At 45.4% G+C, this 14,394-nt stretch carries 12 protein-coding genes and 1 tRNA gene; 10 read left to right on the top strand and 3 right to left on the bottom strand.

Features of this window, described 5'->3' with window-relative positions; translation table 11 throughout:
- The first annotated feature begins 7 nt into the window (after positions 1-7).
- Both NSS94_RS18855 and NSS94_RS18850 read left to right on the top strand, forming a co-directional pair.
- Positions 8-286 carry a hypothetical protein gene (locus NSS94_RS18855; protein WP_029518399.1) on the top strand — a complete coding sequence of 93 codons (279 nt, stop codon included), beginning with the start codon at positions 8-10 and terminating at the stop codon, positions 284-286.
- A gap of 26 nt (positions 287-312) precedes the next feature.
- Positions 313-636 (top strand): hypothetical protein, encoded by a 324-nt coding sequence (locus tag NSS94_RS18850; protein ID WP_341039883.1) that lies wholly within the window; start codon positions 313-315, stop codon positions 634-636.
- An 86-nt stretch (positions 637-722) separates the two neighbouring features.
- On the opposite strand, the gene NSS94_RS18845 is transcribed toward NSS94_RS18850, so the two are convergent.
- The 3 genes from NSS94_RS18845 to NSS94_RS18835 all read right to left on the bottom strand — a co-directional run bounded on the left by NSS94_RS18845 (position 723) and on the right by NSS94_RS18835 (position 2,967).
- Positions 723-1,487 (bottom strand): exodeoxyribonuclease III, encoded by a 765-nt coding sequence (locus NSS94_RS18845; RefSeq protein ID WP_029518401.1) that lies wholly within the window; start codon positions 1,485-1,487, stop codon positions 723-725.
- Between the two features lie 16 nt (positions 1,488-1,503).
- Positions 1,504-2,583 carry a hypothetical protein gene (locus tag NSS94_RS18840; protein WP_341039882.1) on the bottom strand — a complete coding sequence of 360 codons (1,080 nt, stop codon included), beginning with the start codon at positions 2,581-2,583 and terminating at the stop codon, positions 1,504-1,506.
- 310 nt (positions 2,584-2,893) lie between these two features.
- Positions 2,894-2,967 (bottom strand) — tRNA-Arg (locus NSS94_RS18835).
- A 257-nt stretch (positions 2,968-3,224) separates the two neighbouring features.
- Between NSS94_RS18835 and NSS94_RS18830 the strand changes: the two genes are divergently transcribed.
- From NSS94_RS18830 to yihA, 8 genes are all read left to right on the top strand, one after another.
- A complete protein-coding gene (locus NSS94_RS18830) occupies positions 3,225-4,133 on the top strand; it encodes a hypothetical protein (RefSeq protein WP_185156363.1) in 909 nt (302 codons plus the stop codon).
- Positions 4,134-4,276: 143 nt separating this feature from the next.
- A complete protein-coding gene (tig, locus tag NSS94_RS18825; protein ID WP_028541569.1) occupies positions 4,277-5,590 on the top strand; it encodes a trigger factor in 1,314 nt (437 codons plus the stop codon).
- A gap of 411 nt (positions 5,591-6,001) precedes the next feature.
- The gene (gene clpP, locus NSS94_RS18820; protein ID WP_016324659.1) at positions 6,002-6,592 is read left to right on the top strand and encodes an ATP-dependent Clp endopeptidase proteolytic subunit ClpP; all 591 of its coding nucleotides are present in this window, start codon (positions 6,002-6,004) and stop codon (positions 6,590-6,592) included.
- Positions 6,593-6,604: 12 nt separating this feature from the next.
- Positions 6,605-7,861 (top strand): ATP-dependent protease ATP-binding subunit ClpX, encoded by a 1,257-nt coding sequence (gene clpX / locus NSS94_RS18815; RefSeq protein ID WP_013311623.1) that lies wholly within the window; start codon positions 6,605-6,607, stop codon positions 7,859-7,861.
- A 110-nt stretch (positions 7,862-7,971) separates the two neighbouring features.
- A complete protein-coding gene (gene ispG / locus NSS94_RS18810) occupies positions 7,972-9,090 on the top strand; it encodes a flavodoxin-dependent (E)-4-hydroxy-3-methylbut-2-enyl-diphosphate synthase (RefSeq protein ID WP_025718670.1) in 1,119 nt (372 codons plus the stop codon).
- 218 nt (positions 9,091-9,308) lie between these two features.
- Complete coding sequence (lonB, locus tag NSS94_RS18805) at positions 9,309-11,036, top strand: ATP-dependent protease LonB (protein WP_029518404.1); 1,728 nt, start codon at positions 9,309-9,311, stop codon at positions 11,034-11,036.
- 110 nt (positions 11,037-11,146) lie between these two features.
- Positions 11,147-13,483, top strand: a complete 2,337-nt coding sequence (gene lon, locus NSS94_RS18800; RefSeq protein ID WP_023989969.1) for an endopeptidase La — start codon at positions 11,147-11,149, stop codon at positions 13,481-13,483.
- A gap of 18 nt (positions 13,484-13,501) precedes the next feature.
- Complete coding sequence (gene yihA, locus NSS94_RS18795; protein ID WP_029518405.1) at positions 13,502-14,113, top strand: ribosome biogenesis GTP-binding protein YihA/YsxC; 612 nt, start codon at positions 13,502-13,504, stop codon at positions 14,111-14,113.
- The last annotated feature ends 281 nt before the right edge of the window (positions 14,114-14,394 follow it).

The raw sequence follows: 14,394 nt of genomic DNA, 5'->3' as shown, positions 1-14,394 counted from the left end.
GTGCACGATGCAGCAGTATTATTTTGACGATCAAGGACGTTTTGTGATTGAGAATTTTGCGCAGGCCAAGCCCTTTTCCAGTTTTCTACCCGGTATTGCTGGTGTTCAGGGAATTCCTCTGTGGGCGTATTATGTTAATCGTGGACAAGGAATTGCGAGCTTTGGTGTGGAGGATAAGAATGGAGCCATCATGGAGTTTTTTCCGGCCAACCGAACAGCTCCTTTATTGCTAGCAGTGCTAATCCTGATGCAAGTTTGCATGGAACGGGATATATCGCGAGGCTGAGCGGATCTACGGCAGAATTTATCCATATGTGGATATGGATGATGACGGGCGGGCAGCCGTTTGGTTATGATCATAGGGGCCTATCCTTGAAGCTGGAGCCCAAGCTGCCAGGCTGGCTTTTTACAGCTACAGGTGAGCTATCTTTCTGTTTTCTCGGAAGCTGTCAGGTGACTTATTTTAATACGGATCGAAAGGATACTTATGCACCGGAATGCATAGTGACCCAGTATGTACTGCATTACGCTAGTGGCGAAAAGAAGACGATAAGACAGGCTATATTAGATCATAAAGAGGCACAAGATGTGAGAGAGCGGTTGATTTCCCGTATCGAGGTATATTTGGGGACATAGCTCCATTCATTAAAGCGGTCATGCTGCAATAACAGAGCATGACCGCTTTTTAAAGTTTCATAAATCCTTGTGTCAGGGCAGGGGACTTATGCTGAAATATCTTGCAACTCCAATATCACAGGACAGTGGTCACTGCCTGTAATATGACAATCAATGTTCGCATCCATCAATAGCGAACGAAGTCTCTCCGAGACGAGGAAGTAATCGATCCGCCAGCCAATATTCCTTTCTCTCACCTTTGGCATGTAGGACCACCAGGAATAAACATCCGTCCGGTCAGGATAAAAGGTTCTGAAGGTATCTATAAATCCGGCGTCTAGCAGCTGTGACATGCGTTCCCGTTCCTCAGGCGTAAAACCGGCATTTCCGTAGTTAGCTTTGGCGTTTTTGAGATCGATCTCCTGATGAGCTACGTTCAAGTCTCCACACACGATGACAGGCTTCAAAGCATCCAGTTGTTGCAGGTAGCTGCGAAAACGGTCTTCCCATTCCAGTCTGTAGGGCAGTCGGGATAAGTCCCGTTTGGTATTCGGTGTGTACACATTGACGAGATAAAATTTTTCGAATTCCAAAGTGATGGTTCGGCCCTCCGGTTCTTCATTTTCTTCAAGTCCATAATGCACAGAGAGCGGCTTGATTTTGGTGAAAATAGCCGTGCCGGAATACCCTTTTTTCTCAGCATAATTCCAGTATTGTGTGTATTCCTCCATGTTTTCCATGAGGATCTGCCCTTCTTGAAGCTTCGTTTCCTGTACGCAAAAAATATCGGCATTCGTTTCTTTTAAATAAGTATAAAACCCTTTGGTCACACAGGCTCTTAAGCCATTTACATTCCAAGATATTAATTTCATTTGATTAATCTCCTTGCTACTTCACGCGGTCAAGCGATGTGATTTGTATATCCTTTGTTGACATAAGCTTATAAATGTCTTCTATCTTGACTTCATAGGTCTTTTCATCAAAATGGTCCTGACCAAACATATAATCGTTTAGTTCTATTGCCTTAAGGTTTCGGTTGGTATTCATAGCCGAAGGGAAGTATTCGATGTCTAATGAGGCTTTATTTCCGGCCAACACTGTTTTGAGAACTTTTGCAGTTTGTAATACCCGTTCTTTTTCCAATGACAATCCTGAGTCAGTTAGATCCTCGAATACAATTATACGAATATATTGATCGCCGACCGCTTCGGGATTCAGTTTAAAATCGTCGTATTCTTTGATCATTTTATCTGTTTCCCCTTCTTGCACCCCAGAATGAACAGCGGCTGCATCATTGTATAGCTTCTGTATAACAGGTTTGAGCTTCATGTCCAGTTGGCTCTCCCAAAGGGCGTTAAGATATTTTTCTCTAAATGGGACATCCTCATAAGGACGCTTGGTCATGTTAAAGAGGACGGAAGGATGACGATTAGAGATCGCCTCCATGGTATATTCAGTGAAGGGAATACTATGATAGCTAATATTTTGAATTTGAAAGTCCTCTCCGTATTTCTGCTCCAGATATTGCTCTGATTCTGCGGCTACGTTGCGTTTATTTTCACCTGTTTGTGTAAAAGGTTCTATAATATCTACGTATTTCATTGTGACTGCAAGAAGTAGAAGTGTAGCTCCCACAGTGAGACTGAGCAACATGCGCCATTTGGAAGGCAACGATGCACTTGTCGGCGCGCTACCCACTTTGCTTGTAATTTGAAAAGATCGTATTGTAAAAATAATGCCTAAAATGTGGAGAATAATGGCCAGCGGTCCCGAAATAATAAGCAGGTATCCGAGAGAAAATAATGTAAAATAGATCAGAATTCCCTGTGTGATGATCAGAGCCGCTCCTCCAATCATATAGGAAGGAATGGCGAGATAAAACATACCCAATCCAGTACCTAATATAGAAAGCAAAGTGGCAACAAAACGATGAATTTCCCGCGACTTTTGGAGTTTATTCGTAGTCAAGGGAGTCAGCCAACCTCCTTTACTTCAAAATGGTGTAACATGATAGATGATAGCAATATCTGCGTTTTATTGAAAGAGTAGTGACTTGAAACCAGCGCCTAAAGTAGCGTGGCAGACTATTCTTTCTACATTATTTATCATCAAAAAAAGCTCCCTTGCGGAAGCTTTTTTTGATGAATTTATCAAGAGAGATACTCTCCCTATGGTTGACTGCGAAGTATAGGCTAACGATGCCGATGGGCCGACGTTCCCCTGTGAGTTATCTCATGAGAACAAAAAAAGCCTCCATTATGGAAGCTTCTTGTTATGACGTCCCAGGAGGGATTCGAACCCCCGACCGACGGCTTAGAAGGCCGTTGCTCTATCCAGCTGAGCTACTGGGACATAAAATTCAAGCGAATATTAATATATCATATGGATAAAAGAAATTCAAGTCTTATTTTGCATATATCGCTTATTTAGGCTTTATACAGCATAAATTCTGAGTAGACGTAGTTTTTTTTGCCTTATAAAAGGGTATGTTAGAATACAGGTGAATATGTGTAAGACGAGTGGTTGGACTTCGGCTACTGTTTCTCATATAATCTACAAATACTTGAGCTTGTGAAGGAGAGGGGGTGCCTTGAATAAAGGACTCCAAGGTGACGACAAAAGAAAATAATATTGTATTGTTTCCGAAGACACTGGACTATTATCAAATCCAACTTACTGTGATGCTTGAAAACGAACGTTACGGAGAGGCGATGGCGATGCTGCGTTTTTTAATGCAGTGTCAGGGACAGGAGCAGAAGCAATACGATGAATGGAACGCTCTATTACAATGGCTGGAAGCTGCATTTCCACAGTACGCTGACAGCGGGGCGGTAACGGACGCTGTGGAAGAAGAGGTCAGTGAAGTAGAGTTAGCTCGCCGTCATGCACGCTTTAAGCAGGAGCAGGATGCGGGCTACGGCAACAAGCTGTTGCGGATGGCTATGGATGAACCCTTATCCGAACAGACGATTTTAGCGTTGGAGCAGTTGTCCTATTTGGAACTGCCAGAAATCGACGATGCCTTGCTTCGCTGGATTACGGACCGGGAAATCCATCCTTTACTTCAATTCCGTGTTCTACAGACAATGCGACGACGCGGAATGGAAGGGACGATAGAAATCAGACGGGGTGATGAACAAGCGGAAATCGACATTGAAACGGTTCCGTTACAGCCTGGTGATTTTCCAGAGTCGATTATGCGTATTTTGGAACGGGTGGCTGATCAGACTGAGGTGCACGAGCCTACACTATTCTATTTTGCACAGGAGTTGTGGTCACAGTTTGTGATGGCAGTATACGGTACGAATGATTATAGATCCATGTTGGTGGAAGAGGACGGAATGCCGGATATTTGGGCTGCAGCACTCCATCAGACCGTTTCGGAAAGTTTGAACGGTAATAATAATGAGGAAGAAACCCGTGCTATATATGGTATTACAGATGCGTTGCGCTTCCGTTTTGAGCAGGCGTATCGGTCGATGCGACTATTCGTAGCGGCGGGAATGCACACTCCTTAGTGACCGGAAACGTTTACCTGTGAAGCATTCAAAGGGCTGCTCTTGAAAAAGACAGTAATGTTAGATATACTATAGTGGTTATTTTGTGTGCGTTGATTGTAATGAAAACTAAGTGAAGATTTTGTTGGAGGGGAAAGCATAAAATGAAAGCAACTTGGGAGAAAATAGAGAAGAACCTTGGGGTTCTTGAAGTTGAGGTTGACGCGGATCGTGTAGCCGCTGCACTCGACAAAGCTTTTAATAAAGTGGCAAAACAAGTAAGTGTACCAGGATTCCGTAAAGGTAAAGTACCACGTCCTATCTTTGAAAAACGCTATGGTATTGAAAGTCTGTACCAAGATGCAATTGACATCCTGTTGCCAGAAGCTTACAGCCAAGCTGTAGAGCAAACGGACATCTTCCCGGTTGACAGCCCTGACGTTGAAATTGATCAATTTGCTAAAGGCGAATCTTTCAAGTTCAAAGCAAAGGTTACTGTTAAACCTGAAGTGACTTTGGGCGATTACAAAGGCGTAGAAGTGCCTGTAAGCAAACTCGAAGTAAGCGACGAAGAACTGGCTCAAGAACTGGAGCGCCTGCAACAACGTCATGCTGAACTGGTTGTCGTTGATGAAGATGCTGCTCAATCCGGTGATACAGCTATTATTGACTTCGATGGTTCCGTGGACGGTGTACCATTCGAAGGCGGACAAGCTGAGAAGTATTCTTTGGAACTGGGATCTAACACATTCATCCCTGGTTTTGAAGAGCAAGTGGTTGGTTTGCACACTGGCGATTCCAAGGACGTTGAAGTAACGTTCCCTGAGAACTACCATTCTGCTGACCTCGCTGGCAAACAAGCGGTATTCAAAGTGAAAGTTCACGAACTGAAACGCAAAGTTCTTCCTGAACTGGACGATGAATTTGCTAAAGATGTAAGCGAATTTGACACACTGGCTGAATTCAAGGAAGACTTGAAAAAGCAATTGTTGGATCGTAAGGAAAACGAAGCTAAAGCAGCCCGCGAGGGTGCTGTAGTGGAGAAAGTTGCTGAGAATGCAACAATCGACATTCCTGAAGCAATGGTGAAGAGCGAAGTGCAAAACATGGTTCGCGATTTCGACAACCGTTTGCGTAGCCAAGGTATGAACCTTGAAATGTTCCTTGGATTCTCTGGTCAAAGCAAGGAAGACCTGGAAGAGCAAATGAAAGCTGATGCTGAGAAGCGCGTACGTAACAACCTCGTGCTGGAGCAAGTGGCTAAAGCAGAAAACATCGAAGTTTCCGAAGCGGAAATTGATGAAGAACTGAAAAACATGGCTGAAGCTTACAAACGTTCAGTTGAAGAAATCCGTAGCATTCTGGAAGGTAACGGCTCGTTCGCTAACCTGAAAGAAGAAATTTCACTGCGCAAAACCATTGCTTTGTTGGTGGAAAACAGCAAAGAAGTAGAAGCGCCAGTTGAAGCTGCTGAGTAATTCAGACGATAAAATATACGGAGTATGCTGTAACAAGCTGAAACGTAGTAATTAGATAGGGATAAGGCACGTAGTGAAAGTTACGTGCCTTATTTTTACCTTTGATAACCCAAATTTTAGTCGTTTATGGAAAGTGCTGTGAGTCGCGTTTTCTTGTTTTACATAAGTCACTACCGTATATTTGCACATACATACGAAACATGGTTAAATATGAGAAGGTCTCGGCAGAGTGTACTGTAAATAGCCCGCACTGCATATATGAGCGCATGCAAATATGACACGAGACTCTGAACATGTTAAAATATTTTGTAAGGTGTTCACGTTTCATGCTTGCTGCTTCCGTTTTAATGGGACATAAGGAAGCGGATGAATACAGGTGTTCATTTTAATAAAGAAAAGAGGTTGGTCGTGATGAGTCTCGTCCCTATGGTTGTGGAACAAACGAATCGAGGAGAACGATCTTACGATATTTACTCGCGGTTGCTTAAGGATCGTATTATTTTCCTAAGTGGCCCGATTGATGACGATGTCGCCAATCTCGTCATTGCACAGCTATTGTTCCTTTCTGCGGAAGATCCAGAGAAGGATATTAATTTGTACATTAACTCGCCAGGCGGTTCTGTAACTGCGGGCATGGGTATATATGATACAATGCAATTCATTAAGCCGGACGTATCGACGATCTGTGTAGGCATGGCTGCAAGTATGGGTTCGTTGCTGCTAACAGCGGGTGCGCCAGGTAAGAGATACGCGCTTACCAATAGTGAAGTCATGATTCATCAGCCACTTGGTGGCATTCAGGGGCAAGCCTCCGATATGCTGATTCATGCGGACTGGATTATCAAAACACGTGCTAAGCTGAATCAAATCTATGTAGAGCGTACGGGTCAGCCCCTCGAAAAAATCGAACGTGATACTGACCGGGATTTCTTCATGGAAGCGGAAGAGGCAAAAGCATACGGTATCATTGACCAGGTGCTGTCTAAACCGATTAATCTGTAAAGGGGTGGCTCTATGTTTAAATTTAATGATGAAAAAGGACAATTGAAATGTTCTTTCTGCGGTAAATCTCAGGATCAGGTTCGCAAGCTTGTTGCCGGACCGGGCGTATATATATGTGACGAATGCATTGAGTTGTGTACGGAGATTGTAGAAGAGGAATTGGGTCATGAAGAAGAAGTAGATCTGAAAGACATTCCGAAACCAATGCAAATCCGTGACATTCTGGACCAATATGTTATTGGTCAGGATCAAGCGAAAAAATCGTTGTCTGTAGCGGTATATAATCACTACAAACGAATTAATACTCAAAACAAAATTGATGATGTGGAACTGCAAAAAAGTAACATCTTGATGCTTGGACCTACAGGTTCGGGTAAAACGTTGCTTGCGCAAACCATGGCTAAAATTTTGAACGTTCCTTTTGCTATCGCAGATGCCACTTCCCTTACGGAAGCAGGTTATGTGGGTGAAGACGTTGAAAATATTTTGCTGAAACTGATTCAAGCTGCCGATTATGATGTAGAAAAAGCCGAACGCGGCATTATCTACATTGACGAAATTGATAAAGTAGCCCGCAAATCCGAAAACCCGTCCATTACGCGTGACGTTTCGGGTGAAGGTGTACAGCAGGCGTTGCTTAAAATTTTGGAAGGCACGGTTGCTTCTGTACCACCTCAAGGCGGTCGCAAGCATCCACATCAAGAGTTTATTCAAATTGACACCACGAATATCCTGTTCATTTGTGGTGGTGCCTTTGATGGTCTGGAGCAAATGATCAAACGCCGTATCGGTAAAAAGGTTATCGGCTTCAACGCTACCAGCGAACAAAAAGACCTGAAACCAGGCGAATATACTTCAATGGTATTGCCTGAGGATCTTTTGAAATTCGGTCTGATACCGGAATTTGTAGGACGCTTGCCAGTAATTTCTACGCTGGAGCCGCTTGATGAGAACACATTGGTTCGTATTCTGTCCGAACCGAAAAATGCGTTAACCAAGCAATACCAGAAGCTGCTTGAGCTGGATAATGTGCAACTGGAGTTTAAGCAAGATGCTCTGGAAGCCATTGCTCGTGAAGCGATCAAGCGTAACACGGGTGCCCGTGGCCTTCGTGCGATCATCGAAGGTATTATGCTGGACGTAATGTATGAGGTTCCTTCCCGTGAGGATGTGACTACTTGCGTCATCAATGAGCAGGTTGTAAAAGACAAAATCGCACCGGAACTCGGTGGTACAGATAAGGATAAAAAACAAGAAGAGAGCGCCTAAGGATTGATACTTCGCGATCTCTAAAACATGAGAAGCCGGATCTCCACTTCACTAAACCTGTATGAGGTTTTAAGGGGTGGAGGTTTGGCGTTAATGGGAGAGAAAAGTACATGTTCTTAAGACAAGACACACGTCCCGTTAAAGTCGGGAATCTGACGATTGGCGGCAGCAATGAAGTCATCATCCAAAGCATGTGTACAACTAAAACAGCAGATGTGGAAGCAACTGTAGCCGAGATTCTTCGCTTGGAAGAAGCCGGATGTCAACTGGTGCGGGTTACCGTCAACAATGAGGAAGCTGCCGCAGCCATTAAGGAAATTAAAAAACGGATTCATATTCCGCTAGTTGCAGATATTCACTTTAATCACAAGCTGGCTCTACTGGCAATTGAAAATGGGATTGATAAAGTTCGCATTAATCCAGGTAACATAGGACGACGTGAAAAAGTAGAAGCTGTCGTGAAGGCATGTAAGGAAAAAGGGATTCCGATTCGAATTGGTGTGAATGCCGGGTCATTGGAACAGCATTTACTTGATAAGTATGGCTACCCTACGCCAGAAGCGATGGTAGAAAGTGCGCTGTATCATATCGGGATACTGGAAGAACTTGATTTCCATGACATTATCGTGTCACTGAAGGCGTCTGATGTTCCTATGGCGATTGCTGCTTATACGAAGGCCGCTGAAATTATTAAGTATCCGCTCCATCTGGGTATTACCGAAGCGGGTACACTCTTTACGGGTACAGTTAAAAGCGCGGCAGGTATGGGCGCTTTGCTAGCATCAGGCATCGGCTCCACAATGCGTATTTCACTTAGTGCTGATCCGGTGGAAGAAGTGAAGGTAGCCCGTGAGTTGCTCAAGACGTTTGGATTAATCACAAACGCAGCTACATTGATTTCTTGTCCGACTTGCGGACGTCTGGATATTGATCTGTTCTCTATTGCCAACGAGGTAGAAGACTACATTGCAAAACTCAAGGTACCGATTAAAGTATCAGTACTGGGTTGTGCAGTAAATGGCCCGGGTGAAGCGAAGGAAGCTGATATTGGAATTGCCGGAGCGCGCGGTGAAGGCCTTTTGTTCCGTTATGGAAAAATGATTCGCAAAGTACCTGAGGCTGATATGGTGGACGAATTGAAAAAAGAAATTGATATCATCGTCAAAGCATATGAGGAAACAGGGAAAATACCTGGACGTGAAGAACGTCATACCGCCGAGAAGGTGTAGGCAAAAAGCAGTTATTATAAAGAGGCATAGTCATAATCTATTGTCATCATTTAAACGCCGTGGAGAGCAGCTCTGCTACAGAACTGTTCTTCGCGGTGTTTTTGTATTTCTCTCTGATCTTTTGAAAGACCGCCGTTTAGCTATCGCGGAAAAGGAAATACTGTTTTTCATAGAGCGGCATTTTTAAAATTGCTGAGATGAGAAACGGAGGAAATACGATGGACTTGACTATGATTTTGTTATTGGTGCAAATGTTTTTCGGGATTGTTATTGGTCTGTATTTCTGGAACCTCCTGCGGAGCCAGAAAACGAACCGTAGTGCGGTGGATCGGGAATCCCGCAAGGAATTGGATAAGCTACGCAAATTGCGTTCTATTTCACTTACCAAGCCGTTGGCTGAACGCACACGTCCTGCCACATTACAGGATATCGTGGGTCAGAAGGATGGACTGCGCGCGCTCAAGGCTGCGTTATGTAGTGCGAATCCGCAGCATGTCATTATTTATGGCCCGCCGGGTGTAGGGAAGACAGCTGCTGCACGCGTTGTGCTGGAAGAGGCTAAGAAGAATCTGTCCTCTCCGTTCAAGGGAGACGCCAAATTCACGGAGATTGATGCTACGACGGCCCGCTTTGATGAGCGCGGTATTGCGGACCCGCTGATAGGTTCAGTGCATGATCCAATCTATCAAGGGGCAGGAGCGATGGGGGTAGCGGGTATCCCACAACCTAAACCCGGAGCTGTGACGAAGGCGCATGGGGGGATGCTGTTCATTGATGAGATTGGTGAGCTGCATCCAACGCAGATGAATAAACTCTTGAAAGTACTGGAGGATCGCAAGGTATTTTTGGAGAGTGCGTATTACAACTCGGAAGATTCGAATACTCCTGCTTATATCCACGATATTTTCCAAAACGGTTTGCCAGCCGATTTTCGTTTGGTGGGTGCGACGACCCGTTCGCCGCATGAACTGCCACCTGCGATTCGCTCCCGGTGCATGGAGATTTATTTCCGTGCCTTGCAGCCACAGGAGATTGCTCGTATTGCAGAGGATGCCGTCCACAAGCTAGGCTTTGGCCCTTGTCCTGAGGCGGTAGAAGTTGTACAGCGTTACGCAACGAACGGTCGGGAGGCGGTCAATATGATCCAGCTGGCTGCTGGTTTGGCACTTACCGAGAAAAGGGAATGTCTCAATGCTTCCGACGTCGAATGGGTAGCGGGCAGTAGTCAAATTCAACCGCGTCCTGACCGAAAAATACCAGGCTTGCCGCAAATCGGATTTGTTAACGGATTAGCTGTATATGGCCCGAACATGGGGATGCTGCTTGAAATTGAAGTTACAGCAGTTCCGGTTCCTGAGGGAAAGGGCAGCTATAATATTACGGGGGTTGTGGATGAGGAAGAAATCGGAGGCGGGTCCCGTACACTGCGCCGTAAGAGCATGGCTAAAGGTTCTGTAGAAAATGTTCTAACTGTTTTGCGTACGCTCGGATTGTCTCCGTCGAATTACGATTTGCATATCAATTTCCCTGGGGGTACGCCGGTAGATGGCCCGTCCGCAGGAATTGCGATGGCAACAGCCATTGCTTCCGCGATGCGGGGAATTCCGGTGGATCATGAAATTGCAATGACTGGCGAAATTAGCATCCATGGTCGTGTCAAACCGATTGGTGGTGTATTAGCCAAGGTTGAAGCCGCTTTTCAGGCAGGAGCCAAAAAAGTGATCATTCCGCAGGACAACTGGCAAGCTCTTTTTGACAGCATTGAGGGTTTAAAAGTGATTCCCGTACAGTCGGTTACCGAAGTGTTCCGACATGTGTTCGGGGAAGAGATAACGTCGGATTCGCCTGTACATGCGCCAATTGAGACTTTTCGCCCATCCCAATCTTCCTTGTTACAGGCTGATGGAACGCATAACGGGACGATATCAGATACAGGATCTTGCTGATGAACCACCCTTTCATTGGTTTTTTCATAAAACATTTGATAAAATATGAAAGATAACAACTTGAGGATTGTAAAATCCGGAACCTGAGAATCACTGGAGGTGCGAAAGCGATGGGACCCACCAAGACAAAAGGTCGTCGTTTTCCTTTGCTGCCTTTAAGAGGGCTTCTGGTCTACCCGAGTATGGTTCTGCATCTCGATGTGGGCCGGGAAAAATCGGTCAAGGCTTTGGAAAAAGCGATGGTTGAAGACAATTTGATTCTCCTGTGTTCTCAATCAGAAGTAAATATTGAAGAACCTACACAAGAGGACATCTTTCGAGTCGGCACGGTAGCCAAGGTACGCCAGATGCTCAAACTTCCTAATGGAACCATTCGAGTATTGGTGGAAGGGCTGGAACGGGCCGAGATTATTCAATATACGGACAATGAAGAATATTACGAGGTAATGGCGAAGGAGCTGCACGAGGCAGAAAACGTACAGCCTGAGACGGATGCGCTAATGCGCACTGTATTAACTCAGTTCGAGCATTATATCAACTTGTCCAAAAAGGTAACACCGGAGACTCTCGCTGCGGTATCGGATATTGAGGAGCCGGGACGGCTAGCAGACGTAATCACAAGTCATTTGACGCTCAAAATTAAGGAAAAGCAGGATATACTGGAGACGATCGACGTTACTCAGCGTCTGGAGAAGCTTCTGGATATTTTGAACAATGAGCGTGAAGTACTGGAGCTGGAACGTAAAATCAACCAGCGTGTGAAGAAGCAGATGGAAAAGACGCAGAAGGAGTATTATCTGCGTGAACAAATGAAGGCAATTCAGAAGGAACTTGGCGAGAAGGAAGGTCGCGCGGGAGAAGTTGAAGAACTGCGCAACCAGCTAAGTGAACTGGAGTTGCCTGTTCCGGTGAAGGAGAAGGTCGAAAAGGAAATCGATCGTCTGGAAAAAATGCCGGCAAGCTCTGCCGAGGGTGGCGTCATCCGTAATTATGTGGATTGGTTGTTAAGCTTGCCATGGAACAAGTTTACCGATGATGATCTGGATATCGTCAAAGCTGAAGAGGTACTTAATAACGACCACTACGGATTGGATAAACCCAAGGAGCGTGTATTGGAGTATTTGGCTGTACGCAAGCTGGTGAAGACCATTAAGGGACCGATTCTGTGTCTCGTGGGTCCGCCAGGGGTCGGCAAGACCTCGTTGGCCCGTTCGATTGCCAAATCCATGGGTCGGGAATTTGTCCGCATCTCTCTCGGAGGTGTGCGGGATGAAGCGGAAATCCGTGGTCACCGTCGGACTTATGTTGGTGCGATGCCAGGGCGGATCATTCAGGGGATGAAGACCGCAGGAACGTCTAATCCAGTATTTTTGCTGGATGAGATTGATAAAATGGCTTCCGATTTTCGAGGAGATCCATCGGCGGCATTGCTCGAAGTGCTTGATCCTGAACAAAACAATACGTTCAGTGACCATTTTGTTGAGCTGCCGTTTGACCTGTCCAATGTGATGTTTGTAACGACAGCCAATGCTGCACACAACATCCCGCGTCCGCTAATGGACCGCATGGAGACGCTCTATATTCCTGGCTACACCGAACTGGAGAAGCTGGAAATCGCCAATCGGTACCTATTGCCCAAGCAGAAGAGAGAGCATGGCTTGGACGAGGAACAACTGGTTATCGGGGAGGATACGCTACTGCGTGTCATTCGCGAATATACGCGTGAATCTGGTGTGCGGAATCTTGAGCAGCAAATGGCTTCTCTGTGCCGCAAGGCGGCGAAGTCCGTTGTATCTGGTGGCGAAGGACCAATTCAAATCACACCGGATAATCTGAAGGATTATCTGGGTATCGCTAAATTCCGTTACGGTGTTGCAGAACTGGAGGATCAGATCGGTACGGTTACAGGCTTGGCATGGACAGAGGTCGGTGGTGAAACACTGATGATTGAAGTGACGGTCGTACCTGGTAGTGGTAAACTGATTCTTACGGGTAAACTGGGAGACGTTATGAAGGAATCTGCACAGGCGGCATTCAGCTACACCCGTTCCAAAGCAGTTGATCTGGGCATTGAACTAGACTTTTATGAGAAAAATGATATCCACATTCATATTCCTGAGGGTGCGATTCCGAAGGATGGTCCATCTGCGGGAATTACTATTGCTACCGCGTTAATTTCAGCTTTGACCAACCGTCATGTATCCAAGGATGTGGCTATGACGGGCGAAATTACTCTACGCGGCCGTGTATTGCCGATTGGTGGTTTAAAAGAGAAGTCGCTGGCTGCCCACCGGGCAGGCTACAAAAAAATTCTGCTTCCCAAAGATAATGAACGGGATTTAAAGGATATTCCCGACAGTATCCGGCAGGATGTTGAATTTGTCCCCGTTGCCCATATGGATCAGGTGCTAAAGCATGCTTTGGTTGAGCAGGCAAGGGTACATTAGAGAGGAATTAAGGACACAATGAAAGTAACAAAAGCAGAATTTATAATAAGTGCGGTTGGTCCCGATCAGTTTCCTGTGGACGCTTTGCCAGAGATTGCTCTGGCGGGGCGCTCCAATGTAGGAAAGTCTTCATTGATTAATCGGTTGATTAACCGTAAAAATTTGGCGCGTACCAGTTCTACGCCAGGTAAAACCCAGCAACTCAATTATTACCGGATTAATGATGATCTCTATTTTGTCGATTTTCCCGGTTACGGTTACGCCAAGGTATCCAAAACGTCCCGCAAGGCTTGGGGGCAGATGATTGAGTCTTATTTGCTGGAGCGTGAGCCACTCAAACTGGTGCTTCAAATGGTAGATTTGCGCCATCCGCCGTCCAAGGACGATATCATGATGTATGATTGGCTGCGTCATAACGGGCTTCCCGTATGTGTTGTAGGCACGAAGGCAGATAAAATCCCTAAAACGCGGCGAGAAAAGCATTACAAGGTAATCAAGCAGGAACTCGGAATACTTCCCGGGGGATTGTTTATCCCCTTTTCATCCGAAGAAGGTATGGGCAAGGAAGAGCTGTGGTCTGTCATCTCCAGCTATATAGAGAATGACGAAGAAGAGCAGACGGAATTGTAAGGCTAGGGACGTCCTTGAGGACGTCCTTTTTTCATGGTTCGGGCTTCAAAAAAATAAACTTACTAAATAGGTGGGAATAATATATAATAACAAAAAGAACTCGTGGATTTTAAGCCGAAAAGTGAGTATATGGGGGATAATGCAGTCTCAACCCCATCATTTTCCGCTTATTTCCGATGTATGGCGGGAATTTATGATTTGATGTGCAAGAAAAGCACTTTTGGTCTGATGTATAATAAATTTAAAGCTTAAACTTATAGGTTCAGGAAAGAATTGAGGAG

The sequence above is a fragment of the Paenibacillus sp. FSL L8-0644 genome, from assembly GCF_038008165.1.
In the GTDB taxonomy this organism is placed as follows: domain Bacteria; phylum Bacillota; class Bacilli; order Paenibacillales; family Paenibacillaceae; genus Paenibacillus; species Paenibacillus polymyxa_D.
Note: the sequence above shows the minus strand (reverse complement) of the source record. Positions and strands in the feature narration are given on the sequence as shown.

Coding starts and splice junctions, on each gene's coding strand:
- tig (WP_028541569.1), top strand. CDS start 4,277: ATGAAAGCAACTTGGGAGAAAATAGAGAAGAACCTTGGGGTTCTTGAA.
- clpX (WP_013311623.1), top strand. CDS start 6,605: ATGTTTAAATTTAATGATGAAAAAGGACAATTGAAATGTTCTTTCTGC.
- clpP (WP_016324659.1), top strand. CDS start 6,002: ATGAGTCTCGTCCCTATGGTTGTGGAACAAACGAATCGAGGAGAACGA.
- NSS94_RS18855 (WP_029518399.1), top strand. CDS start 8: ATGCAGCAGTATTATTTTGACGATCAAGGACGTTTTGTGATTGAGAAT.
- yihA (WP_029518405.1), top strand. CDS start 13,502: ATGAAAGTAACAAAAGCAGAATTTATAATAAGTGCGGTTGGTCCCGAT.
- lon (WP_023989969.1), top strand. CDS start 11,147: ATGGGACCCACCAAGACAAAAGGTCGTCGTTTTCCTTTGCTGCCTTTA.
- lonB (WP_029518404.1), top strand. CDS start 9,309: ATGGACTTGACTATGATTTTGTTATTGGTGCAAATGTTTTTCGGGATT.
- ispG (WP_025718670.1), top strand. CDS start 7,972: ATGTTCTTAAGACAAGACACACGTCCCGTTAAAGTCGGGAATCTGACG.
- NSS94_RS18850 (WP_341039883.1), top strand. CDS start 313: ATGTGGATATGGATGATGACGGGCGGGCAGCCGTTTGGTTATGATCAT.
- NSS94_RS18845 (WP_029518401.1), bottom strand. CDS start 1,487: ATGAAATTAATATCTTGGAATGTAAATGGCTTAAGAGCCTGTGTGACC.